General features: G+C 38.6%; 9 protein-coding genes, 1 tRNA gene and 3 rRNA genes. 8 read left to right on the top strand and 5 right to left on the bottom strand.

Annotation, left to right across the window (positions count from 1 at the left end):
- Positions 1 to 63 precede the first annotated feature (63 nt).
- From ezrA to rrf, 6 genes are all read left to right on the top strand, one after another.
- Positions 64 to 1,794: a septation ring formation regulator EzrA gene (ezrA, locus tag PYW37_RS12120; RefSeq protein ID WP_003132670.1), complete on the top strand. Its 1,731-nt coding sequence runs from the start codon at positions 64 to 66 to the stop codon at positions 1,792 to 1,794.
- Between the two features lie 255 nt (positions 1,795 to 2,049).
- Positions 2,050 to 2,541, top strand: coding sequence for a hypothetical protein (locus tag PYW37_RS12115; protein WP_023190262.1), 492 nt, complete (start codon positions 2,050 to 2,052; stop codon positions 2,539 to 2,541).
- A gap of 365 nt (positions 2,542 to 2,906) precedes the next feature.
- Positions 2,907 to 4,453 (top strand): 16S ribosomal RNA (locus tag PYW37_RS12110).
- Positions 4,454 to 4,546: 93 nt separating this feature from the next.
- Positions 4,547 to 4,619 (top strand) — tRNA-Ala (locus PYW37_RS12105).
- Between the two features lie 138 nt (positions 4,620 to 4,757).
- Positions 4,758 to 7,658, top strand: a 23S ribosomal RNA gene (locus tag PYW37_RS12100).
- An 83-nt stretch (positions 7,659 to 7,741) separates the two neighbouring features.
- Positions 7,742 to 7,857, top strand: a 5S ribosomal RNA gene (gene rrf / locus PYW37_RS12095).
- The 16S, 23S and 5S rRNA genes sit together here with 1 tRNA gene alongside, the layout of an rRNA operon.
- Positions 7,858 to 7,958: 101 nt before the next feature.
- On the opposite strand, the gene PYW37_RS12090 is transcribed toward rrf, so the two are convergent.
- Complete coding sequence (locus PYW37_RS12090) at positions 7,959 to 8,882, bottom strand: LacI family DNA-binding transcriptional regulator (RefSeq protein WP_044009596.1); 924 nt, start codon at positions 8,880 to 8,882, stop codon at positions 7,959 to 7,961.
- A complete protein-coding gene (locus PYW37_RS12085; RefSeq protein ID WP_025017133.1) occupies positions 8,882 to 9,691 on the bottom strand; it encodes a Cof-type HAD-IIB family hydrolase in 810 nt (269 codons plus the stop codon). The genes PYW37_RS12090 and PYW37_RS12085 overlap by 1 nt, the downstream gene beginning before the upstream one ends.
- 237 nt (positions 9,692 to 9,928) lie before the next feature.
- Here PYW37_RS12085 and polA point away from each other — a divergent pair, with 237 nt between their 5' ends.
- On the top strand, positions 9,929 to 12,562 hold the full coding sequence (polA, locus tag PYW37_RS12080; protein WP_023189030.1) for a DNA polymerase I: 2,634 nt from the start codon (positions 9,929 to 9,931) through the stop codon (positions 12,560 to 12,562).
- A gap of 346 nt (positions 12,563 to 12,908) precedes the next feature.
- Positions 12,909 to 13,661: a tRNA1(Val) (adenine(37)-N6)-methyltransferase gene (locus PYW37_RS12075; protein ID WP_025017134.1), complete on the top strand. Its 753-nt coding sequence runs from the start codon at positions 12,909 to 12,911 to the stop codon at positions 13,659 to 13,661.
- Between the two features lie 40 nt (positions 13,662 to 13,701).
- On the opposite strand, the gene PYW37_RS12070 is transcribed toward PYW37_RS12075, so the two are convergent.
- The 3 genes from PYW37_RS12070 to PYW37_RS12060 form a co-directional block, all read right to left on the bottom strand.
- On the bottom strand, positions 13,702 to 14,706 hold the full coding sequence (locus PYW37_RS12070) for a hypothetical protein (RefSeq protein WP_023189029.1): 1,005 nt from the start codon (positions 14,704 to 14,706) through the stop codon (positions 13,702 to 13,704).
- A 141-nt stretch (positions 14,707 to 14,847) separates the two neighbouring features.
- The gene (locus PYW37_RS12065) at positions 14,848 to 15,072 is read right to left on the bottom strand and encodes a YkuJ family protein (RefSeq protein WP_003130579.1); all 225 of its coding nucleotides are present in this window, start codon (positions 15,070 to 15,072) and stop codon (positions 14,848 to 14,850) included.
- A 107-nt stretch (positions 15,073 to 15,179) separates the two neighbouring features.
- Positions 15,180 to 16,520 (bottom strand): glycosyltransferase family 4 protein, encoded by a 1,341-nt coding sequence (locus PYW37_RS12060; RefSeq protein ID WP_023189028.1) that lies wholly within the window; start codon positions 16,518 to 16,520, stop codon positions 15,180 to 15,182.
- Between the last annotated feature and the right edge of the window lie 107 nt (positions 16,521 to 16,627).

Below are 16,627 nucleotides of genomic sequence, written 5' to 3'. Positions count from 1 at the left end.
AATCTATCTAACCTAAGTAATTAAACTATTTTTAAGTAATTAAATCATTTTATGGAGTAAAGCATGTCAAGTACTGTCATTATCCTCATTGTTGTCTTATTAGTTATTCTCGTTGCCTTTTATGCTTTTGCAATATTAATGCGAAAGAAAACAGAAGACCGTATACTAGCCTTAGAAGAGCGAAAGGAATCGCTTTTCGATTTGCCTGTTCAAGAAGAAATTGATTCTGTTAAAAAAATGCATCTCGTCGGACAATCGCAAACGATTTTCCGTGAATGGAACCAAAAATGGCTTGACTTATCATCAAATTCTTTTGCTGATTTGGAAGAACATATTTTTGAAGCTGAACAATTAAACGATTCATTCCATTTTTTCCGTGCTCGTGAATCTGTAGCGGATAGTGAGGCCCAAATTGAATTAATGGAAGGTGATGTCGAAGGAATTCGTCAAGGTGTTGCTCAACTTGTTGAACAAGAAAAGCGTAATTCAAATAAAATTCAAGAGTCCCTTGATTTATATGATAACTTACGTAGCGATATTGCTGACAATGCAGATTTGTATGGAACAGTTATTACTGAACTTGAAAAACATTTAGCCAATATCGAAACAGAATTTTCTCAGTTTGTAACGCTAAACTCAACAGGAGATCCGATTGAAGCGGCTGAAGTTTTGGAGACTGCTGAAGAACATACGATTGCTTTACGTGCAATTACAGAGCAAATTCCATCATTTATTAAAACAATTGAAAAAGATGTTCCTAAACGACTTGAAGAATTGCAAGAAGCGAGTGATAAATTCGTTGCAGAAGAATACATTCTTCCCGATAATGTCAACATTAAAGAAAGAATGGATGATTTACATGATCATCTCGTTGAAAGTAGTTCATTATTAGAACAATTTGAACTAGATCGAGTAGAAGCTGAACTTGGTTTAATTCAAGAAAAAGTTGAAGAACTTTATGCTATTTTTGAAAGAGAATATAGCGCACGTCGAAATGTTGAAAAACGTTCATCAGTTCTCAAAGAATATATTGAACATATCAGAGCAAATAATAAAAATCTTCTCCTTGAAATTGACCATGTTACACAAGCCTATATCCTTTCTGGAAACGAAAAAGGATATGTTAGAGGTTATCAAGAACATTTAGAATCTCTTGACTCAGATGTTGATGAAATTCTAGGAAATATTCAAGCTAAAACAATGCCTTACTCAATTCTTTCTCGTAGAGTAAATTCAGTAGTCAATGCGCTTGAAGATATTGAGAAGAACCAAATTAAGATTAGTGATACCCTTACAGGACTCAGAGATGAAGAAAGAGCAGCTCAAGAAATTGCAGAACGCTTTGATTCTGAACTCCGTACAATAAAACGTTATGTTGAAAAATGTAATCTCCCTGGTCTTCCTAAAGATTATCTCGACTTGTTCTTCACAACAGGAGATCGAGTACAAAATCTTTTCAAAGAATTAGGACGAGTTAGAATCAACATTGATACAATTAATCATCTTGTTGACGTAAGCACTGAAGATATGCACGTTTTAAAAGAAGCAACGACTAATTTGACTGACCATGCGGTATTAGCTGAACAATTGATTCAATATGCTAATCGGTATAAAGCTGCAAATGAACAAGTAGCACAAGGGATCTCAAGAGCGCTTCAATTATTTGAAAACAGCCGTGACTATGATGGTTCATTTGATGAAATTTCAAAAACGCTAGAACTTGTAGAACCAGGTGCAGCTTCTAGAATTTCAGGAGTTTATTTTAAAAATAAACCTACTCCTGATTACTTATAAAATAAAAAAGCAAGGTAAATAGCCTTGCTTTTATTTATTGGGTTATAAATTCTGAATATTCGCATAATATCGTTAGGTAAAACACGTAAAAATTATTATAATGTAATAAAAGCCATAAAAATGTCTTGGAAGGATAGATATGAAAATAGCTCATTATAATAAGATGCTCCCTGACTGTTTATTAGATATACATTCTCCACCCCTATCTTCTTACTAATAAATCAAATAAAGATAATATAAAAGGAGAACTTTCCAATGACATATTACTTGGAAGAAGAGGGTTTTGAAATTCTATTTTCAGAAATGAAACCTATAGTCATGAAATTAATGAAACAAATTCGCATTAGAACATGGAAAATAGAGGATTATCTTCAAGAGGGAATGATTATTTTACATCTTCTATTAGAAGAGCAGAGCGATGGTCAAAAGCTGCATACAAAATTTAAGGTAAAGTATCATCAAAGATTAATAGATGAATTAAGACGAAGTTATGCAAAGAAACGAAGCCATGACCATTTTATAGGTTTAGATGTTTATGAATGCTCAGACTGGATAAATTCAGGTGATACTAGTCCAGATAATGAAGTGGTCTTCAATCATTTGCTGGCAGAAGTATATGAAGGTTTGAGCGCACATTATCAAGACTTACTACTTCGACAAATGCGAGGAGAAGAACTAACTCGAATGCAACGGTATCGCCTTCGTGAAAAAATAAAGGCCATCTTATTTTCAGAAGACGAAGAGTGAAGAGGAATTCCCTATTTTAATAAAAATAGGGAGTTTTTTGATAAGAAAAGAAAAAAGCAAGTTAAAAAAGACTAATTTTTTTAATTTGTCAAAGCTAGTGGTGGCATGAAATAAAGCGAATACAGTGGAGGGAAAAAGCGAACGTAAGATAAAAAAAGGTATAAAAGTCACAGTTAATTCTTGACAAGTTTAGTTAGGTTTGATAGAATATAATAGTTGTCGCAAGAGACGAGGGTCTTGAAGCGATAAGCTAGACCATTGAAAACTGAATAAAGAAGAATGACTCATGTGATGTAGTAAGATACATCAAAAATCTGTCAATCAATAATGAAAGACAAGCCAGTCACTAAGGTGACTTAAATACTTTATTTGAGAGTTTGATCCTGGCTCAGGACGAACGCTGGCGGCGTGCCTAATACATGCAAGTTGAGCGCTGAAGGTTGGTACTTGTACCGACTGGATGAGCAGCGAACGGGTGAGTAACGCGTGGGGAATCTGCCTTTGAGCGGGGGACAACATTTGGAAACGAATGCTAATACCGCATAAAAATTTTAAACACAAGTTTTAAGTTTGAAAGATGCAATTGCATCACTCAAAGATGATCCCGCGTTGTATTAGCTAGTTGGTGAGGTAAAGGCTCACCAAGGCGATGATACATAGCCGACCTGAGAGGGTGATCGGCCACATTGGGACTGAGACACGGCCCAAACTCCTACGGGAGGCAGCAGTAGGGAATCTTCGGCAATGGACGAAAGTCTGACCGAGCAACGCCGCGTGAGTGAAGAAGGTTTTCGGATCGTAAAACTCTGTTGGTAGAGAAGAACGTTGGTGAGAGTGGAAAGCTCATCAAGTGACGGTAACTACCCAGAAAGGGACGGCTAACTACGTGCCAGCAGCCGCGGTAATACGTAGGTCCCGAGCGTTGTCCGGATTTATTGGGCGTAAAGCGAGCGCAGGTGGTTTATTAAGTCTGGTGTAAAAGGCAGTGGCTCAACCATTGTATGCATTGGAAACTGGTAGACTTGAGTGCAGGAGAGGAGAGTGGAATTCCATGTGTAGCGGTGAAATGCGTAGATATATGGAGGAACACCGGTGGCGAAAGCGGCTCTCTGGCCTGTAACTGACACTGAGGCTCGAAAGCGTGGGGAGCAAACAGGATTAGATACCCTGGTAGTCCACGCCGTAAACGATGAGTGCTAGATGTAGGGAGCTATAAGTTCTCTGTATCGCAGCTAACGCAATAAGCACTCCGCCTGGGGAGTACGACCGCAAGGTTGAAACTCAAAGGAATTGACGGGGGCCCGCACAAGCGGTGGAGCATGTGGTTTAATTCGAAGCAACGCGAAGAACCTTACCAGGTCTTGACATACTCGTGCTATTCCTAGAGATAGGAAGTTCCTTCGGGACACGGGATACAGGTGGTGCATGGTTGTCGTCAGCTCGTGTCGTGAGATGTTGGGTTAAGTCCCGCAACGAGCGCAACCCCTATTGTTAGTTGCCATCATTAAGTTGGGCACTCTAACGAGACTGCCGGTGATAAACCGGAGGAAGGTGGGGATGACGTCAAATCATCATGCCCCTTATGACCTGGGCTACACACGTGCTACAATGGATGGTACAACGAGTCGCGAGACAGTGATGTTTAGCTAATCTCTTAAAACCATTCTCAGTTCGGATTGTAGGCTGCAACTCGCCTACATGAAGTCGGAATCGCTAGTAATCGCGGATCAGCACGCCGCGGTGAATACGTTCCCGGGCCTTGTACACACCGCCCGTCACACCACGGGAGTTGGGAGTACCCGAAGTAGGTTGCCTAACCGCAAGGAGGGCGCTTCCTAAGGTAAGACCGATGACTGGGGTGAAGTCGTAACAAGGTAGCCGTATCGGAAGGTGCGGCTGGATCACCTCCTTTCTAAGGAATATATACAAAGACGTGAGCATTCAACTTTATTCAGTTTTGAGGGGTTTAGTCATAAACCTAAGCAAGAATCAAATTCTTGATTGTGGGGCCTTAGCTCAGCTGGGAGAGCGCCTGCTTTGCACGCAGGAGGTCAGCGGTTCGATCCCGCTAGGCTCCATTGTCAGACAAGACGTTAAAATCACTTGAACATTGAAAACTAAATAACAATATCTAATAACGATAAATAAACCAAAAGCTGTGAATTTTAAAGAATTTACAAACTTATACTTGAAAAACGATGATTATAAATCATCATGGCAAAGTTAATAAGGGCGCACGGTGGATGCCTTGGCACTAAGAGCCGATGAAGGACGTGACTAACGACGATATTCTAGGGGGAGCAGTAAGTACGCATTGATCCCTAGGTCTCCGAATGGGGAAACCCAGCTGCTACTAGCAGTTATTCATGAGTGAATACATAGCTCATGTAAAGGTAACGCAGAGAACTGAAACATCTAAGTACCTGCAGGAAGAGAAAGTAAAAACGATTTCGTAAGTAGCGGCGAGCGAACGCGAAGAAGGGCAAACCAAGAAGCTTGCTTCTTGGGGTTGTAGGACTGCAACGTGGACTTAAGCATTATAGTCGAATAACCTGGGAAGGTTAATCAAAGAGGGTAATAATCCCGTAGACGAAATAGCGCTTATACCTAGCAGTATCCTGAGTAGGGCTGGACACGCGAAATCCAGTTTGAATCCGGGAGGACCATCTCCCAACCCTAAATACTCCTTAGTGACCGATAGTGAACCAGTACCGTGAGGGAAAGGTGAAAAGAACCCCGAGAGGGGAGTGAAATAGCACCTGAAACCGTGTGCCTACAAGAAGTTCGAGCCCGTTAATGGGTGAGAGCGTGCCTTTTGTAGAATGAACCGGCGAGTTACGTTATGATGCGAGGTTAAGTTGAAGAGACGGAGCCGTAGGGAAACCGAGTCTGAATAGGGCGACTTAGTATCATGATGTAGACCCGAAACCTAGTGACCTATCCATGAGCAGGGTGAAGGTGTGGTAAGACGCACTGGAGGCCCGAACCAGGACACGTTGAAAAGTGTTTGGATGACTTGTGGATAGCGGAGAAATTCCAAACGAACTGGGAGATAGCTGGTTCTCTCCGAAATAGCTTTAGGGCTAGCGTCGAAATGTAAGTGTATTGGAGGTAGAGCACTGTTTGGGTGAGGGGTCCGTCTAGGATTACCAATCTCAGATAAACTCCGAATGCTAATACACATGTTCGGCAGTCAGACTGCGAGTGCTAAGATCCGTAGTCGAAAGGGAAACAGCCCAGACCAACAGCTAAGGTCCCAAAATATATGTTAAGTGGAAAAGGATGTGGGGTTGCACAGACAACTAGGATGTTAGCTCAGAAGCAGCTATCATTCAAAGAGTGCGTAATAGCTCACTAGTCGAGTGACCCTGCGCCGAAAATGTACCGGGGCTAAACATATTACCGAAGCTTTGGATTTAATTTAATTAAATGGTAGGAGAGCGTTCTTAACCGCGATGAAGGTATACCGTGAGGAGTGCTGGAGCGTTAAGAAGTGAGAATGCCGGTATGAGTAGCGCAAGATAAGTGAGAATCTTATCCACCGTAAGACTAAGGTTTCCAGGGGAAGGCTCGTCCGCCCTGGGTTAGTCGGGACCTAAGGCGAGGCCGAAAGGCGTAGTCGATGGACAACTGGTTGATATTCCAGTACTAGATATGATCGTGATGGAGGGACGCAGTAGGCTAAGAGATGCCAGTTAATGGATTCTGGTCTAAGCAGTGAGGTGTGAGATGTGTCAAATGCATTTCTCTTTAACATTGAGCTGTGATGGGGAAGCAACTACGGTTGCGAACTCTCTGATGTCACACTGCCAAGAAAAGCTTCTAGCGTAAAGTCATATCTACCCGTACCGCAAACCGACACAGGTAGTCGAGGCGAGTAGCCTCAGGTGATCGAGAGAACTCTCGTTAAGGAACTCGGCAAAATAGCCCCGTAACTTCGGGAGAAGGGGTGCTGGTGTAAAAGCCAGCCGCAGTGAATAGGCCCAAGCAACTGTTTATCAAAAACACAGCTCTCTGCTAAACCGCAAGGTGATGTATAGGGGGTGACGCCTGCCCGGTGCTGGAAGGTTAAGAGGAGTGCTTAGACGTAAGTCGAAGGTATGAATTGAAGCCCCAGTAAACGGCGGCCGTAACTATAACGGTCCTAAGGTAGCGAAATTCCTTGTCGGGTAAGTTCCGACCCGCACGAAAGGCGTAATGATTTGGGCACTGTCTCAACGAGAGACTCGGTGAAATTTTAGTACCTGTGAAGATGCAGGTTACCCGCGACAGGACGGAAAGACCCCATGGAGCTTTACTGTAGTTTGATATTGAGTACCTGTAAGTCATGTACAGGATAGGTAGGAGCCATTGAAATAGGGACGCTAGTTTCTATTGAGGCGTTGTTGGGATACTACCCTTGACTTATGGTTACTCTAACCCGCTGGCATAATCGGCCAGGGAGACAGTGTCTGACGGACAGTTTGACTGGGGCGGTCGCCTCCTAAAGAGTAACGGAGGCGCTCAAAGGTTGGCTCAGATTGGTTGGAAATCAATCGTAGAGTGTAAAGGTAAAAGCCAGCTTGACTGCGAGAGCTACAACTCGAGCAGGTAGGAAACTAGGACTTAGTGATCCGGTGGTACCGCATGGAAGGGCCATCGCTCAACGGATAAAAGCTACCCTGGGGATAACAGGCTTATCTCCCCCAAGAGTTCACATCGACGGGGAGGTTTGGCACCTCGATGTCGGCTCGTCGCATCCTGGGGCTGTAGTCGGTCCCAAGGGTTGGGCTGTTCGCCCATTAAAGCGGCACGCGAGCTGGGTTCAGAACGTCGTGAGACAGTTCGGTCCCTATCCGTCGCGGGCGTAGGTAATTTGAGAGGATCTGTCCTTAGTACGAGAGGACCGGGATGGACTTACCGCTGGTGTACCAGTTGTTCCGCCAGGAGCACGGCTGGATAGCTATGTAGGGAAGGGATAAGCGCTGAAAGCATCTAAGTGCGAAGCCCACCTCAAGATGAGATTACCCATTCGTAAGAATTAAGAGCCCAGAGAGATGATCTGGTAGATAGGCTGGAAGTGGAAGAGTTGCGAGACTTGGAGCGGACCAGTACTAATCGCTCGAGGACTTTACCAAAAGAGTCAAATATAATATGCTTATGGTTTAAAAGTTAGAAGAATTGTTATTTAGTTTTGAATGTTCAAGGTAACATTTAATGATTTGGTCATCATTGCGATGGAGATACACCTGTTCCCATGTCGAACACAGAAGTTAAGTCCATCTACGGCGGAAGTACTTGGGGGTTGCCCCCTGGGAGATAGGCGAGTGGCCAAGTGAACTGGAGGAGCTATGGCTCCTCTTTTTTTAGCTCGCTAACGAGATTCAAGAGATAGGATGTATGAATAAATAAAAAAGACCTCTCGGGCCTTTTTTTATTTAACGATTTAGAATAAACTCTGATTTAATTGCTAGTTGCTGAATTTCTTTGGAAATAGCCAATTCAAATGCGCAACGTCCTACTTGTTGAAAGTGATTATTTACGGTTGGAATATTGAGAACCTGACCAGATATTAATGATTCTTGGCCAATAATAACAGGTTTAGGTATTTTTTGTTGTTCAAACCAACGCCAAACATTAGCAGCAATATCATCAGAATTTGCAAATATTGCATCAAATTGTGTAAGTTGGGGCCCCAATTTGTAACCGTCTGCTGAAGATACTGCACCCGTTTTTATTTGTTCATCTCTTACTTTTTCTTCGTATATTTCTTTATAGGTTTGGAGAGTAACAGATGTAGTTGGACTTTTATAACGTGCAAAGAGAAACCCAATATTATTACAATTTTGTTCTTGAAGCCATTCTAGAGCGTTTCGATATCCAATTTTTCTTTCTGCATAACTGGCGGCTATTTTTTTACTTTTAGGTTTATGGCATAAAATAATTGGGCCATATTTTTGGTATTTATGAACGGTTTGTTCAGAAACTTCTCTTGAGGTAAAAATTAATGCTTCAAATGCTTTTTTTCGGAGTTGTTCTAAGTATTGAATTTCTAGATTTTGGTCATAATTTGAAGGGAGGATGACGATTTTATAACCGGTTTCAAAACTTTTATCCAGAATTCCTTCTAATATTTGCCAAAAAAACGGATGCTTGACGTAGGGGAGGACAACTCCGATATTTTTTGTTGTACCAGCCGATAAATCCTGTGCGATTGCATTGGGAGTATAGTCAAGTTCTTTAGCTAAGTCCAAAATAATTTTACGTGCTTCTTTTGAAACATAGCCATTCCCAGAAAGGGCACGAGAGATGGTAGCTTTTGAATAGCCGCTAAGTTTCGATAAATCGGATAAAGAGGTCATTATATCACCTGTTCGTTAATGGTATTAATAGCTGATATTGCTTCAGCGACACCATGGTCAGTATTTTTTGCTACAACCATTTTAACATGTTTTTTGACCTCGGAGTTAGCATTATCTACGGCAATAGAGAGTCCAGCTGATTGGAGAAGTGGAATATCATTATGACCATCACCAATAGCGGCAATTTCCTGAAAGTCTAAATTTTTATTATCAAGTATTGATTGTACAGCGTCGGCTTTTGTTTTATTATCAGATGTAATTTCTAAATACCATTGTCCGCTTTGTTGAACTGAAATATTGGGGATGTTTAGATTATTTAGTTGAGCTTGAAGTTGTAAGAGTTCTTGAGAATCAAAGACAATCATCATTATTTTATATATTTCTGATTGACCATCAAAGGCTTTGATTTTAGGTTCTATACCTGTTATTGCTTTTTGGATAAAGGTTCCTTTGTCTTGTTTGTTAATGTACCAGTGAGCAAGACTATACCAATTTAAGCTGACATTGGGAAATTCTGTTGAGATGTAATTTAATAGTTGTGAGACGGTTTCTGAAGCTAGGGGATTTTTATCAATAATTTGTAGTCCAAATTGATTTTGGGTGAAGGTTAGGTTCCCGTTAAAGGCGATTTGAGGGGTTGTGAGTTGTAATTTTTCTACAATATTGCTCATTTCTAAGGGACTGCGGGCTGAAACTAATGTGATTGGAAGGTCACTGTAATAAATAGACCAGTGGTTCGTGTCTGATACACTTCCGTGTGAGTCAAGTAATGTTCCATCCATATCTGTAAAAATGTGTTTAATTTTCATGTGATTAAGCTCCTTTGTTTGATTAAGTCTATTTTAAATTATGGAACGCGTTCCATGTCAAGGATTATTGATTATTTTTTTTAAAATAATTGAATGACCATGCTTAAAGTTGAGCAGTTCCAAAAGAAGTGGTGAAAATGTTATAATTTAGTAAAGCTCGTTTTTATGTGTTTTAAGATAATATTTACTTAGATGAATGGATAAAAGTATAGAAATATGGAAGAGATAGGAAATAAAATGGAGAACAAGGACAGACTTTTACTAATTGATGGGTCATCGGTTGCCTTTCGGGCCTTTTTTGCGCTATATAATCAGATAGATCGCTTTAAAGCGCCAAATGGGTTACATACTAATGCTATTTTTGCATTTCATACAATGCTTTCTTCATTGATGGAACGGATTGAGCCCACACATGTTTTGATTGCATTTGATGCAGGAAAAACAACTTTTCGTACGGAAATGTTTGCTGACTATAAAGGTGGACGTTCAAAAACACCAGATGAATTTCGTGAGCAATTACCTTTTATCAAGGAAATGATTGAGAAATTGGGAATTCGTCATTATGAGTTAGCTAACTATGAGGCTGATGATATTATTGGGACTTTGGACAAAATGGCGGAAGCCCCAAATGTTAATTTTGATGTTACTATTGTGACGGGTGATAAGGATATGATTCAGCTTGTGGATGGGAATACGCGAGTTGAAATTTCTAAGAAGGGTGTTGCTGAGTTTGAGGAGTTTACACCTGATTATCTTTTAGAAAAAATGGGATTGACTCCAGCCCAATTTATTGATTTAAAAGCATTAATGGGCGATTCTTCTGATAATTACCCTGGCGTGACAAAAGTTGGCGAAAAAACTGGCCTTAAACTTTTACAAGAGTTTGGGTCGCTTGAAAATCTTTATGAAAATGTTGATTCTTTGAAAGCCAGCAAAATGAAAGAAAATCTAATTGCTGACAAAGAAATGGCTTTTTTGTCACAACAATTGGCAACGATAAATACGAAAGCTCCAATTGAAATTGGCTTAGATGATACGCTTTTAAAAGGTAAAAAGGTTGATGAACTTAGTCAATTTTATGATGAAATGGGATTTGCTCAATTCAAAAGTAAATTATTGGCTGAGGCTGGTGGAGAAGTTACTGACGAAAAAGTTGTTGACGAAATTGATTTTGAAATAGTTAATGATGGCTCTATCAGTGAAAAGGTAAATGCTGATGATTTCTTCTATTTGGAAACTTTAGGGGAAAATTATCATCGTGAGCAAATTGTGGCTTTTGCCTGGGGAAATGCTGAGAAAATTTATGTTTCTAAAAATATAGATTTACTGACAAAAATGAAGTTCCCTAAAAATACTTATGATTTCAAGAAAAATCGGGTACTTTTAAGTCACTTGGATATCGAATTACCTTTGGTCAAATTTGATGCAATGCTTGCAAAATATCTAATTTCAACAACAGAAGATAATAAAATTTCGACGATTGCAAGACTTTTCAATAGCGGACATTTGGCAACGGATGAAGAAATTTTTGGCAAAGGGACAAAAATTGCTTTACCTGATGATGCGGTTTTATTTGAACATTTAGCTCGTAAAATTAAAGTGCTTGCCTTGGCCAAAGAAAAAATGATGGCTGAATTGCTTGAAAATGAACAAGAGCATCTTTTATCTGATATGGAATTACCATTAGCAGAAGTTTTAGCAAAAATGGAAATTACAGGGATTGCTGTCAGCCAAAATACACTGGAAGAAATTGGTGCGGAAAATGAAGAAAAATTGGCTTCTTTGACGCGTGAAATTTACGACTTGGCTGGTGAAGAATTTAATATTAATTCACCAAAACAGTTGGGTGTGATTTTATTTGAAAAATTACAGCTACCGGTTGGAAAGAAAACAAAAACAGGCTATTCAACGGCAGTGGATGTTTTAGAAGACTTAGCTGCTTTATCTCCGGTTGTAGCAAAAATTTTGGAATATCGTCAAATCAATAAAGTACAATCAACTTATGTGAAAGGTCTGATTCCTCAAATTGCTGATGATGGAAAAATTCATACACGTTATGTTCAAGATTTGACTCAAACTGGACGTTTGAGCTCAGTTGACCCGAATTTACAAAATATTCCTGTTCGACTTGAGGAGGGACGAAAAATTCGTAAAGCATTTGTCCCAAGCAAGGATTCGCTTTTATTGAGTTCTGACTATTCACAAATTGAATTGCGGGTTTTGGCACATATTTCCGGGGATGAACATTTGATTGATGCCTTTAAACATGGAGCTGATATCCATACTTCAACGGCTATGCGTGTTTTCGGCATTGAAAAAGCAGAAGATGTGACTGCTAATGATCGTAGAAATGCTAAAGCAGTCAATTTTGGAGTAGTCTATGGAATTTCCGATTTTGGTTTAGCAAGAAATCTTGGAATTACCAGAAAAGATGCTAAAAATTACATTGAAACTTATTTTGAACGTTATCCTGGGATTAAAACCTATATGGAAAATATTGTTCGCGAGGCACGAGACAAAGGTTTTGTTGAAACAATGAGTCACCGTCGTCGTAAGATTCCAGATATTAATGCTCGTAATTTTAATGTTCGTGGTTTTGCAGAACGGACGGCTATTAATTCACCAATTCAAGGTTCGGCAGCTGATATCTTGAAAATTGCGATGATTAATTTGGATAAAGCTTTGAGTGCTCGTGATTTTAAATCAAAATTATTATTGCAAGTACACGATGAAATTATCCTTGATGTTCCTTTAGAGGAATTAGATGAAATTAAGGCCTTGGTAAAACAAACGATGGAAGAAGCGATTGAACTTGCTGTCCCATTAAAAGTGGATGAAAATACTGGTAAGACTTGGTATGAAGCTAAATAATAAAGATTATTGATAGAATTAAACTGCTCACTTCTTCACGTTTATTGACAAAATAAATAAAAACGATAATTAGCTGGGGCTGATTATCGTTTTTTAACGGGTACTGTTAGAAGAAAGGTTAGGGGCTATGTTAAAATACTCATTGCCCGTATCTTCACCCTTTTTCCGATTAGTAGAAAGGCAACCCGCTAAGGCCGATGGGACTTGATTGCCACTAGAACTTGGCAGTTTACTGCCGTAGAGAGTATGGACAATTCAGCTGACGAAGGGAGCGAAATAGTAATTAGACGGAGAGTCAACAGCACGAAATTTTGTTTCGCCTTACTGGCTGTGTTATAATAAAATTATGGAAAATATCGAATTGAACATGGATGAGAGAATTGATGAAATCGCCAGCAGTGGGGTAAAAATTATTCAAAGCCGAGAGGTTTTTTCTTTTAGCATTGATGCGATTTTGTTAGCTCGTTTTCCGCGCTTACCAAAACGGGGTAAAATTGTAGATTTATGTGCGGGAAATGGAGCTGTCGGACTTTTTGCGAGTTCTAAAACAAATGCTCAAATTATTGAATTAGAGATTCAAGAACGTTTGGCTGATATGGCAACTCGCTCAATTGAACTCAATGGACTTACTGACAGAATGTCTGTCATTAATGATAATCTTAATCGGGCGCTTGACCATCTTCATACTTCAAGTGCAGATTTGATTTTTTGTAATCCACCTTATTTTAAAGTGGATTCAGATGAAAGTCATTTAAATGAAAGTAAGCATTATACTTTGGCCCGTCATGAATTGACGACAAATCTGGATGAAATTTTTTCTGTCAGTAAAAAATTACTCAAAACAAACGGACACATTGCCATGGTTCATAGACCAGAGCGTCTTTTAGAAATTGTAGACAAAATGCGTGCTAATAATTTGCAACCTAAATGGATTCAATTTGTTTATCCTAAGGCAAATCAACCAGCAAATATTTTATTGATTGATGCGATTAAAGACGGCAAAGAAGGGGGCGAAATTTTCTTACCGCCTTTGATTGTTCATAATGATGACGGAACTTACACTGATGAAATTGATGAAATTTATTATGGAAAACATTAAAAAAAGTTACTGACAGAAATTTCTGTCAGTAACTTTTTTATTAAATCGCACTTGCTTGCGCCATTAATTTTTCAATGGCTGCATTTTGCACTTCTTCGAGTGTATTAGTGTCTGTAGCAGCAGGCTCTTTAAGTGTTTCTTTTAGTTTGCTACGCGTTGAGGCTAAAGAAATATCAAGGTCAGCACTTGTTTTTTCTTTTGTATTAGAAATACTACCAGTCAGTTTTCCAGTCATTTCATGAGATTTTTTTTCTACAGTTAATTTAACAGAAAGTTTGCTGATATCAATATTTTTACTTTCTTTGATTAATCGCTCTGTTTGTTCTTTAGGAATAGAATAAGTAGCACTCAAATTATTGATTAAATCATTGAGGTCAATATCTTTACCAGAAAATTCCACAGTCACTTTATTTCCAGATTTGGTGAAATCAGAATTTGGAATCTCTTTATATTGTTTCTCTAAATCAGCTTCACTCATTTTTGAATTTGATTCAAAAAGTTGCTTAAGCGTTGATTCCCAGTTATCTTTAGAAGATTGAACATTTGAATCAAGCGTTTGCGAATCAATCAGTAAATATGATTTATTGAGACTATCAATCATAGCTCCGTAAATTGTAGCCGTATCCTCGGCAGAACTTGGAATTAAATCTTTATTGTTATCATAAAGTGATTTAATGTCTGAACTACTAATATAAAGCCCTTTTTGTGACATCATAAATCCTAAATCATAATCTTTTTTAGCGACTGTCAATTTTCCATCAAGAACTGCAAGTTGGTTAGTCTTATCAAGTCCAATATTAAAATCGAGTCCAGCACCCTTGTTAAAAATCTTGTTGAATTCAGAATTATCTCCACCACCATGAATTTTGAATTCATTAACATCAACTTTTACTTTTTGAGCATTATAGTCTTTAGAATTATTCAAGGCAACTGTATCTGAAATAAAGGCCTTTTTGGCCTCATCAGAGTTTTTAGTTGAGCAAGCAGAAAGGGAAAAAACTGCAAGTGCAGCAAGTCCCAAGGACATCCAAATTTTCTTTTTCATAAACATCTCCAATTGTATTGTATTGATATTCTACTATAAAAAATGTAAAAGTTCAACAACATTTAAGAAATGTTAGAATTAGGATAAAAAAATACTGATGAAAGCTCTTAGGTTTATCCTAATCTTTTCATCAGTAACTTTTTAATAAATCATATCATAAATTTCAATGGCAACAAGGTCGATATCATCGAACAATGAAGCATCTTTTTGTTTAGGATAACGCAAAGCAAAAGCTTCATCTTCTGGACTGTAACTTACAGTAAGCATTACTTCGCCTTCACGTTCAAAATTATAAGTTTCTTTTGGGTCACCACCTTCAACCAAACGGTTTAAGCGATTCATAATTGCTAACAAATGTGATTTCATTTCTTAAAAATTCCTTTCGGTGTTCTGCAAAGCAAAACTCTGTTTTTATAAAATTGTTTTTTACTTCCAATTGTTTTTCAAAGGGACAGTTCTTAGGATTGACCCCATTAGTCCTGTTCTTTGTCCTTATCTATTTTAACATAACTTTGTAGATTTTTGGCAAGTTTACTGGCTTTTCTGGCAAAATATTTTGCTCGAATTTGTTCTCTTTTAAGTGAACGTTTAACAGTAACTGGCATTTGACGAATGGTATCTTCCATTTTCATTGGAAAACGTTCCGCCTCAATAGACTTAAGGTTATTGTATTCAATAATGGTGTCAATATAGAAGAGATAAACTTTTTTAGCAAAATTTTCCGCTGAAATTTCATAAAGTTTCTTTTCAAATTTATCTTTATCAATGGGATGTAAATCACGAATTGCCTTTTTGGTAACTTCAGCTAAATCATCATCACCAATGAAGAGTTGTCCGAATTCATCGTCATTAATTAATTCAGACAAATAAGGATTTTTAGCAGCTAGGACTCTTGTCCCTGCTGCCATTGCTTCAAGATAAGTCAAGCCTTGGGTTTCTGAAGTAGAAGCAGAAATGAAGAAGTCAGCAGCTTTATAATAATAGGCTGTTTTCTCATTTTCAACTGGGCCTGTGAAGACAACTTTATCAGTAAGTTTAAGTTCTTTAACTAATTCTTTTAGATTTTCGGCATATGGACCATGACCAACGATTACAAGTTTCACGGGAAACTCTTCTAAAATATCTGGTAATGCATGAATCACTGCTTGGATATTTTTTTCAGCCGCAATCCGTGAGAGACTGAGCAACATGATTTCATTTTCTGCAAGACCAAGCTCGACTCTTAATTTTGCTGTTTCTTCAGGTTCAATGTCATCACGTTTAAAACGGTCAATTTCAATTCCTGTTGGAATGACACGTTTAGGAAGAGTGACACCGTAACTATTGACAGTTTCCAAAACCATTTCGCTTGGACAAATAATCGCTTCAGTTCCACGCAGGAAATTACGAATAATGTATTTAACCATACTTGGACGGATTAAGCGTCCTTTGGCGATGTAGTAAACATAATCTTCATACTTAGTATGTAAGGTATGAATGACAGGGATGCGTAATTGAGCAGCAACCATTTTACCTAAAATTCCCATTCCAAATTCAGTTTGCGTATGGATGATATCTAAATCATATTCTTTAGCAATTAAATAAGCAGCAAAAACACCTTTGAGGACAATTTTACGTTCTGCTAAGCTCACAAAAGGAATGGATTGCAGCCGAATAATATTTCGTTCGTGGTCCACATCAGCATTTGGATCTGTTGTTGTAAAAATGAAAACCTCATGCCCTAATTTTTCAAGCTCTAGGGCCAAAGTGCGAATACTTGTTGCTACTCCACTGATTTGTGGAAAGTAACTATCTGTAAAAAGTCCAACTCTCATAAATAAATTCCCGTTTATATTTCTGTAAATTTTTTATTTTTTTACTGACAAGAATTTTAGTAAGAAAATTTTACTGACAGCTTGGTCAGCAACTACTTTTTCTTTCT

Origin of the sequence: Lactococcus lactis (assembly GCF_029023865.1) — a bacterium.
GTDB lineage: Bacteria > Bacillota > Bacilli > Lactobacillales > Streptococcaceae > Lactococcus > Lactococcus lactis.
Note: the sequence above shows the minus strand (reverse complement) of the source record. Positions and strands in the feature narration are given on the sequence as shown.

Coding starts and splice junctions, on each gene's coding strand:
- PYW37_RS12060 (WP_023189028.1), bottom strand. CDS start 16,520: ATGAGAGTTGGACTTTTTACAGATAGTTACTTTCCACAAATCAGTGGA.
- PYW37_RS12065 (WP_003130579.1), bottom strand. CDS start 15,072: ATGAAATCACATTTGTTAGCAATTATGAATCGCTTAAACCGTTTGGTT.
- PYW37_RS12070 (WP_023189029.1), bottom strand. CDS start 14,706: ATGAAAAAGAAAATTTGGATGTCCTTGGGACTTGCTGCACTTGCAGTT.
- PYW37_RS12085 (WP_025017133.1), bottom strand. CDS start 9,691: ATGAAAATTAAACACATTTTTACAGATATGGATGGAACATTACTTGAC.
- ezrA (WP_003132670.1), top strand. CDS start 64: ATGTCAAGTACTGTCATTATCCTCATTGTTGTCTTATTAGTTATTCTC.
- PYW37_RS12090 (WP_044009596.1), bottom strand. CDS start 8,882: ATGACCTCTTTATCCGATTTATCGAAACTTAGCGGCTATTCAAAAGCT.
- PYW37_RS12075 (WP_025017134.1), top strand. CDS start 12,909: ATGGAAAATATCGAATTGAACATGGATGAGAGAATTGATGAAATCGCC.
- polA (WP_023189030.1), top strand. CDS start 9,929: ATGGAGAACAAGGACAGACTTTTACTAATTGATGGGTCATCGGTTGCC.
- PYW37_RS12115 (WP_023190262.1), top strand. CDS start 2,050: ATGACATATTACTTGGAAGAAGAGGGTTTTGAAATTCTATTTTCAGAA.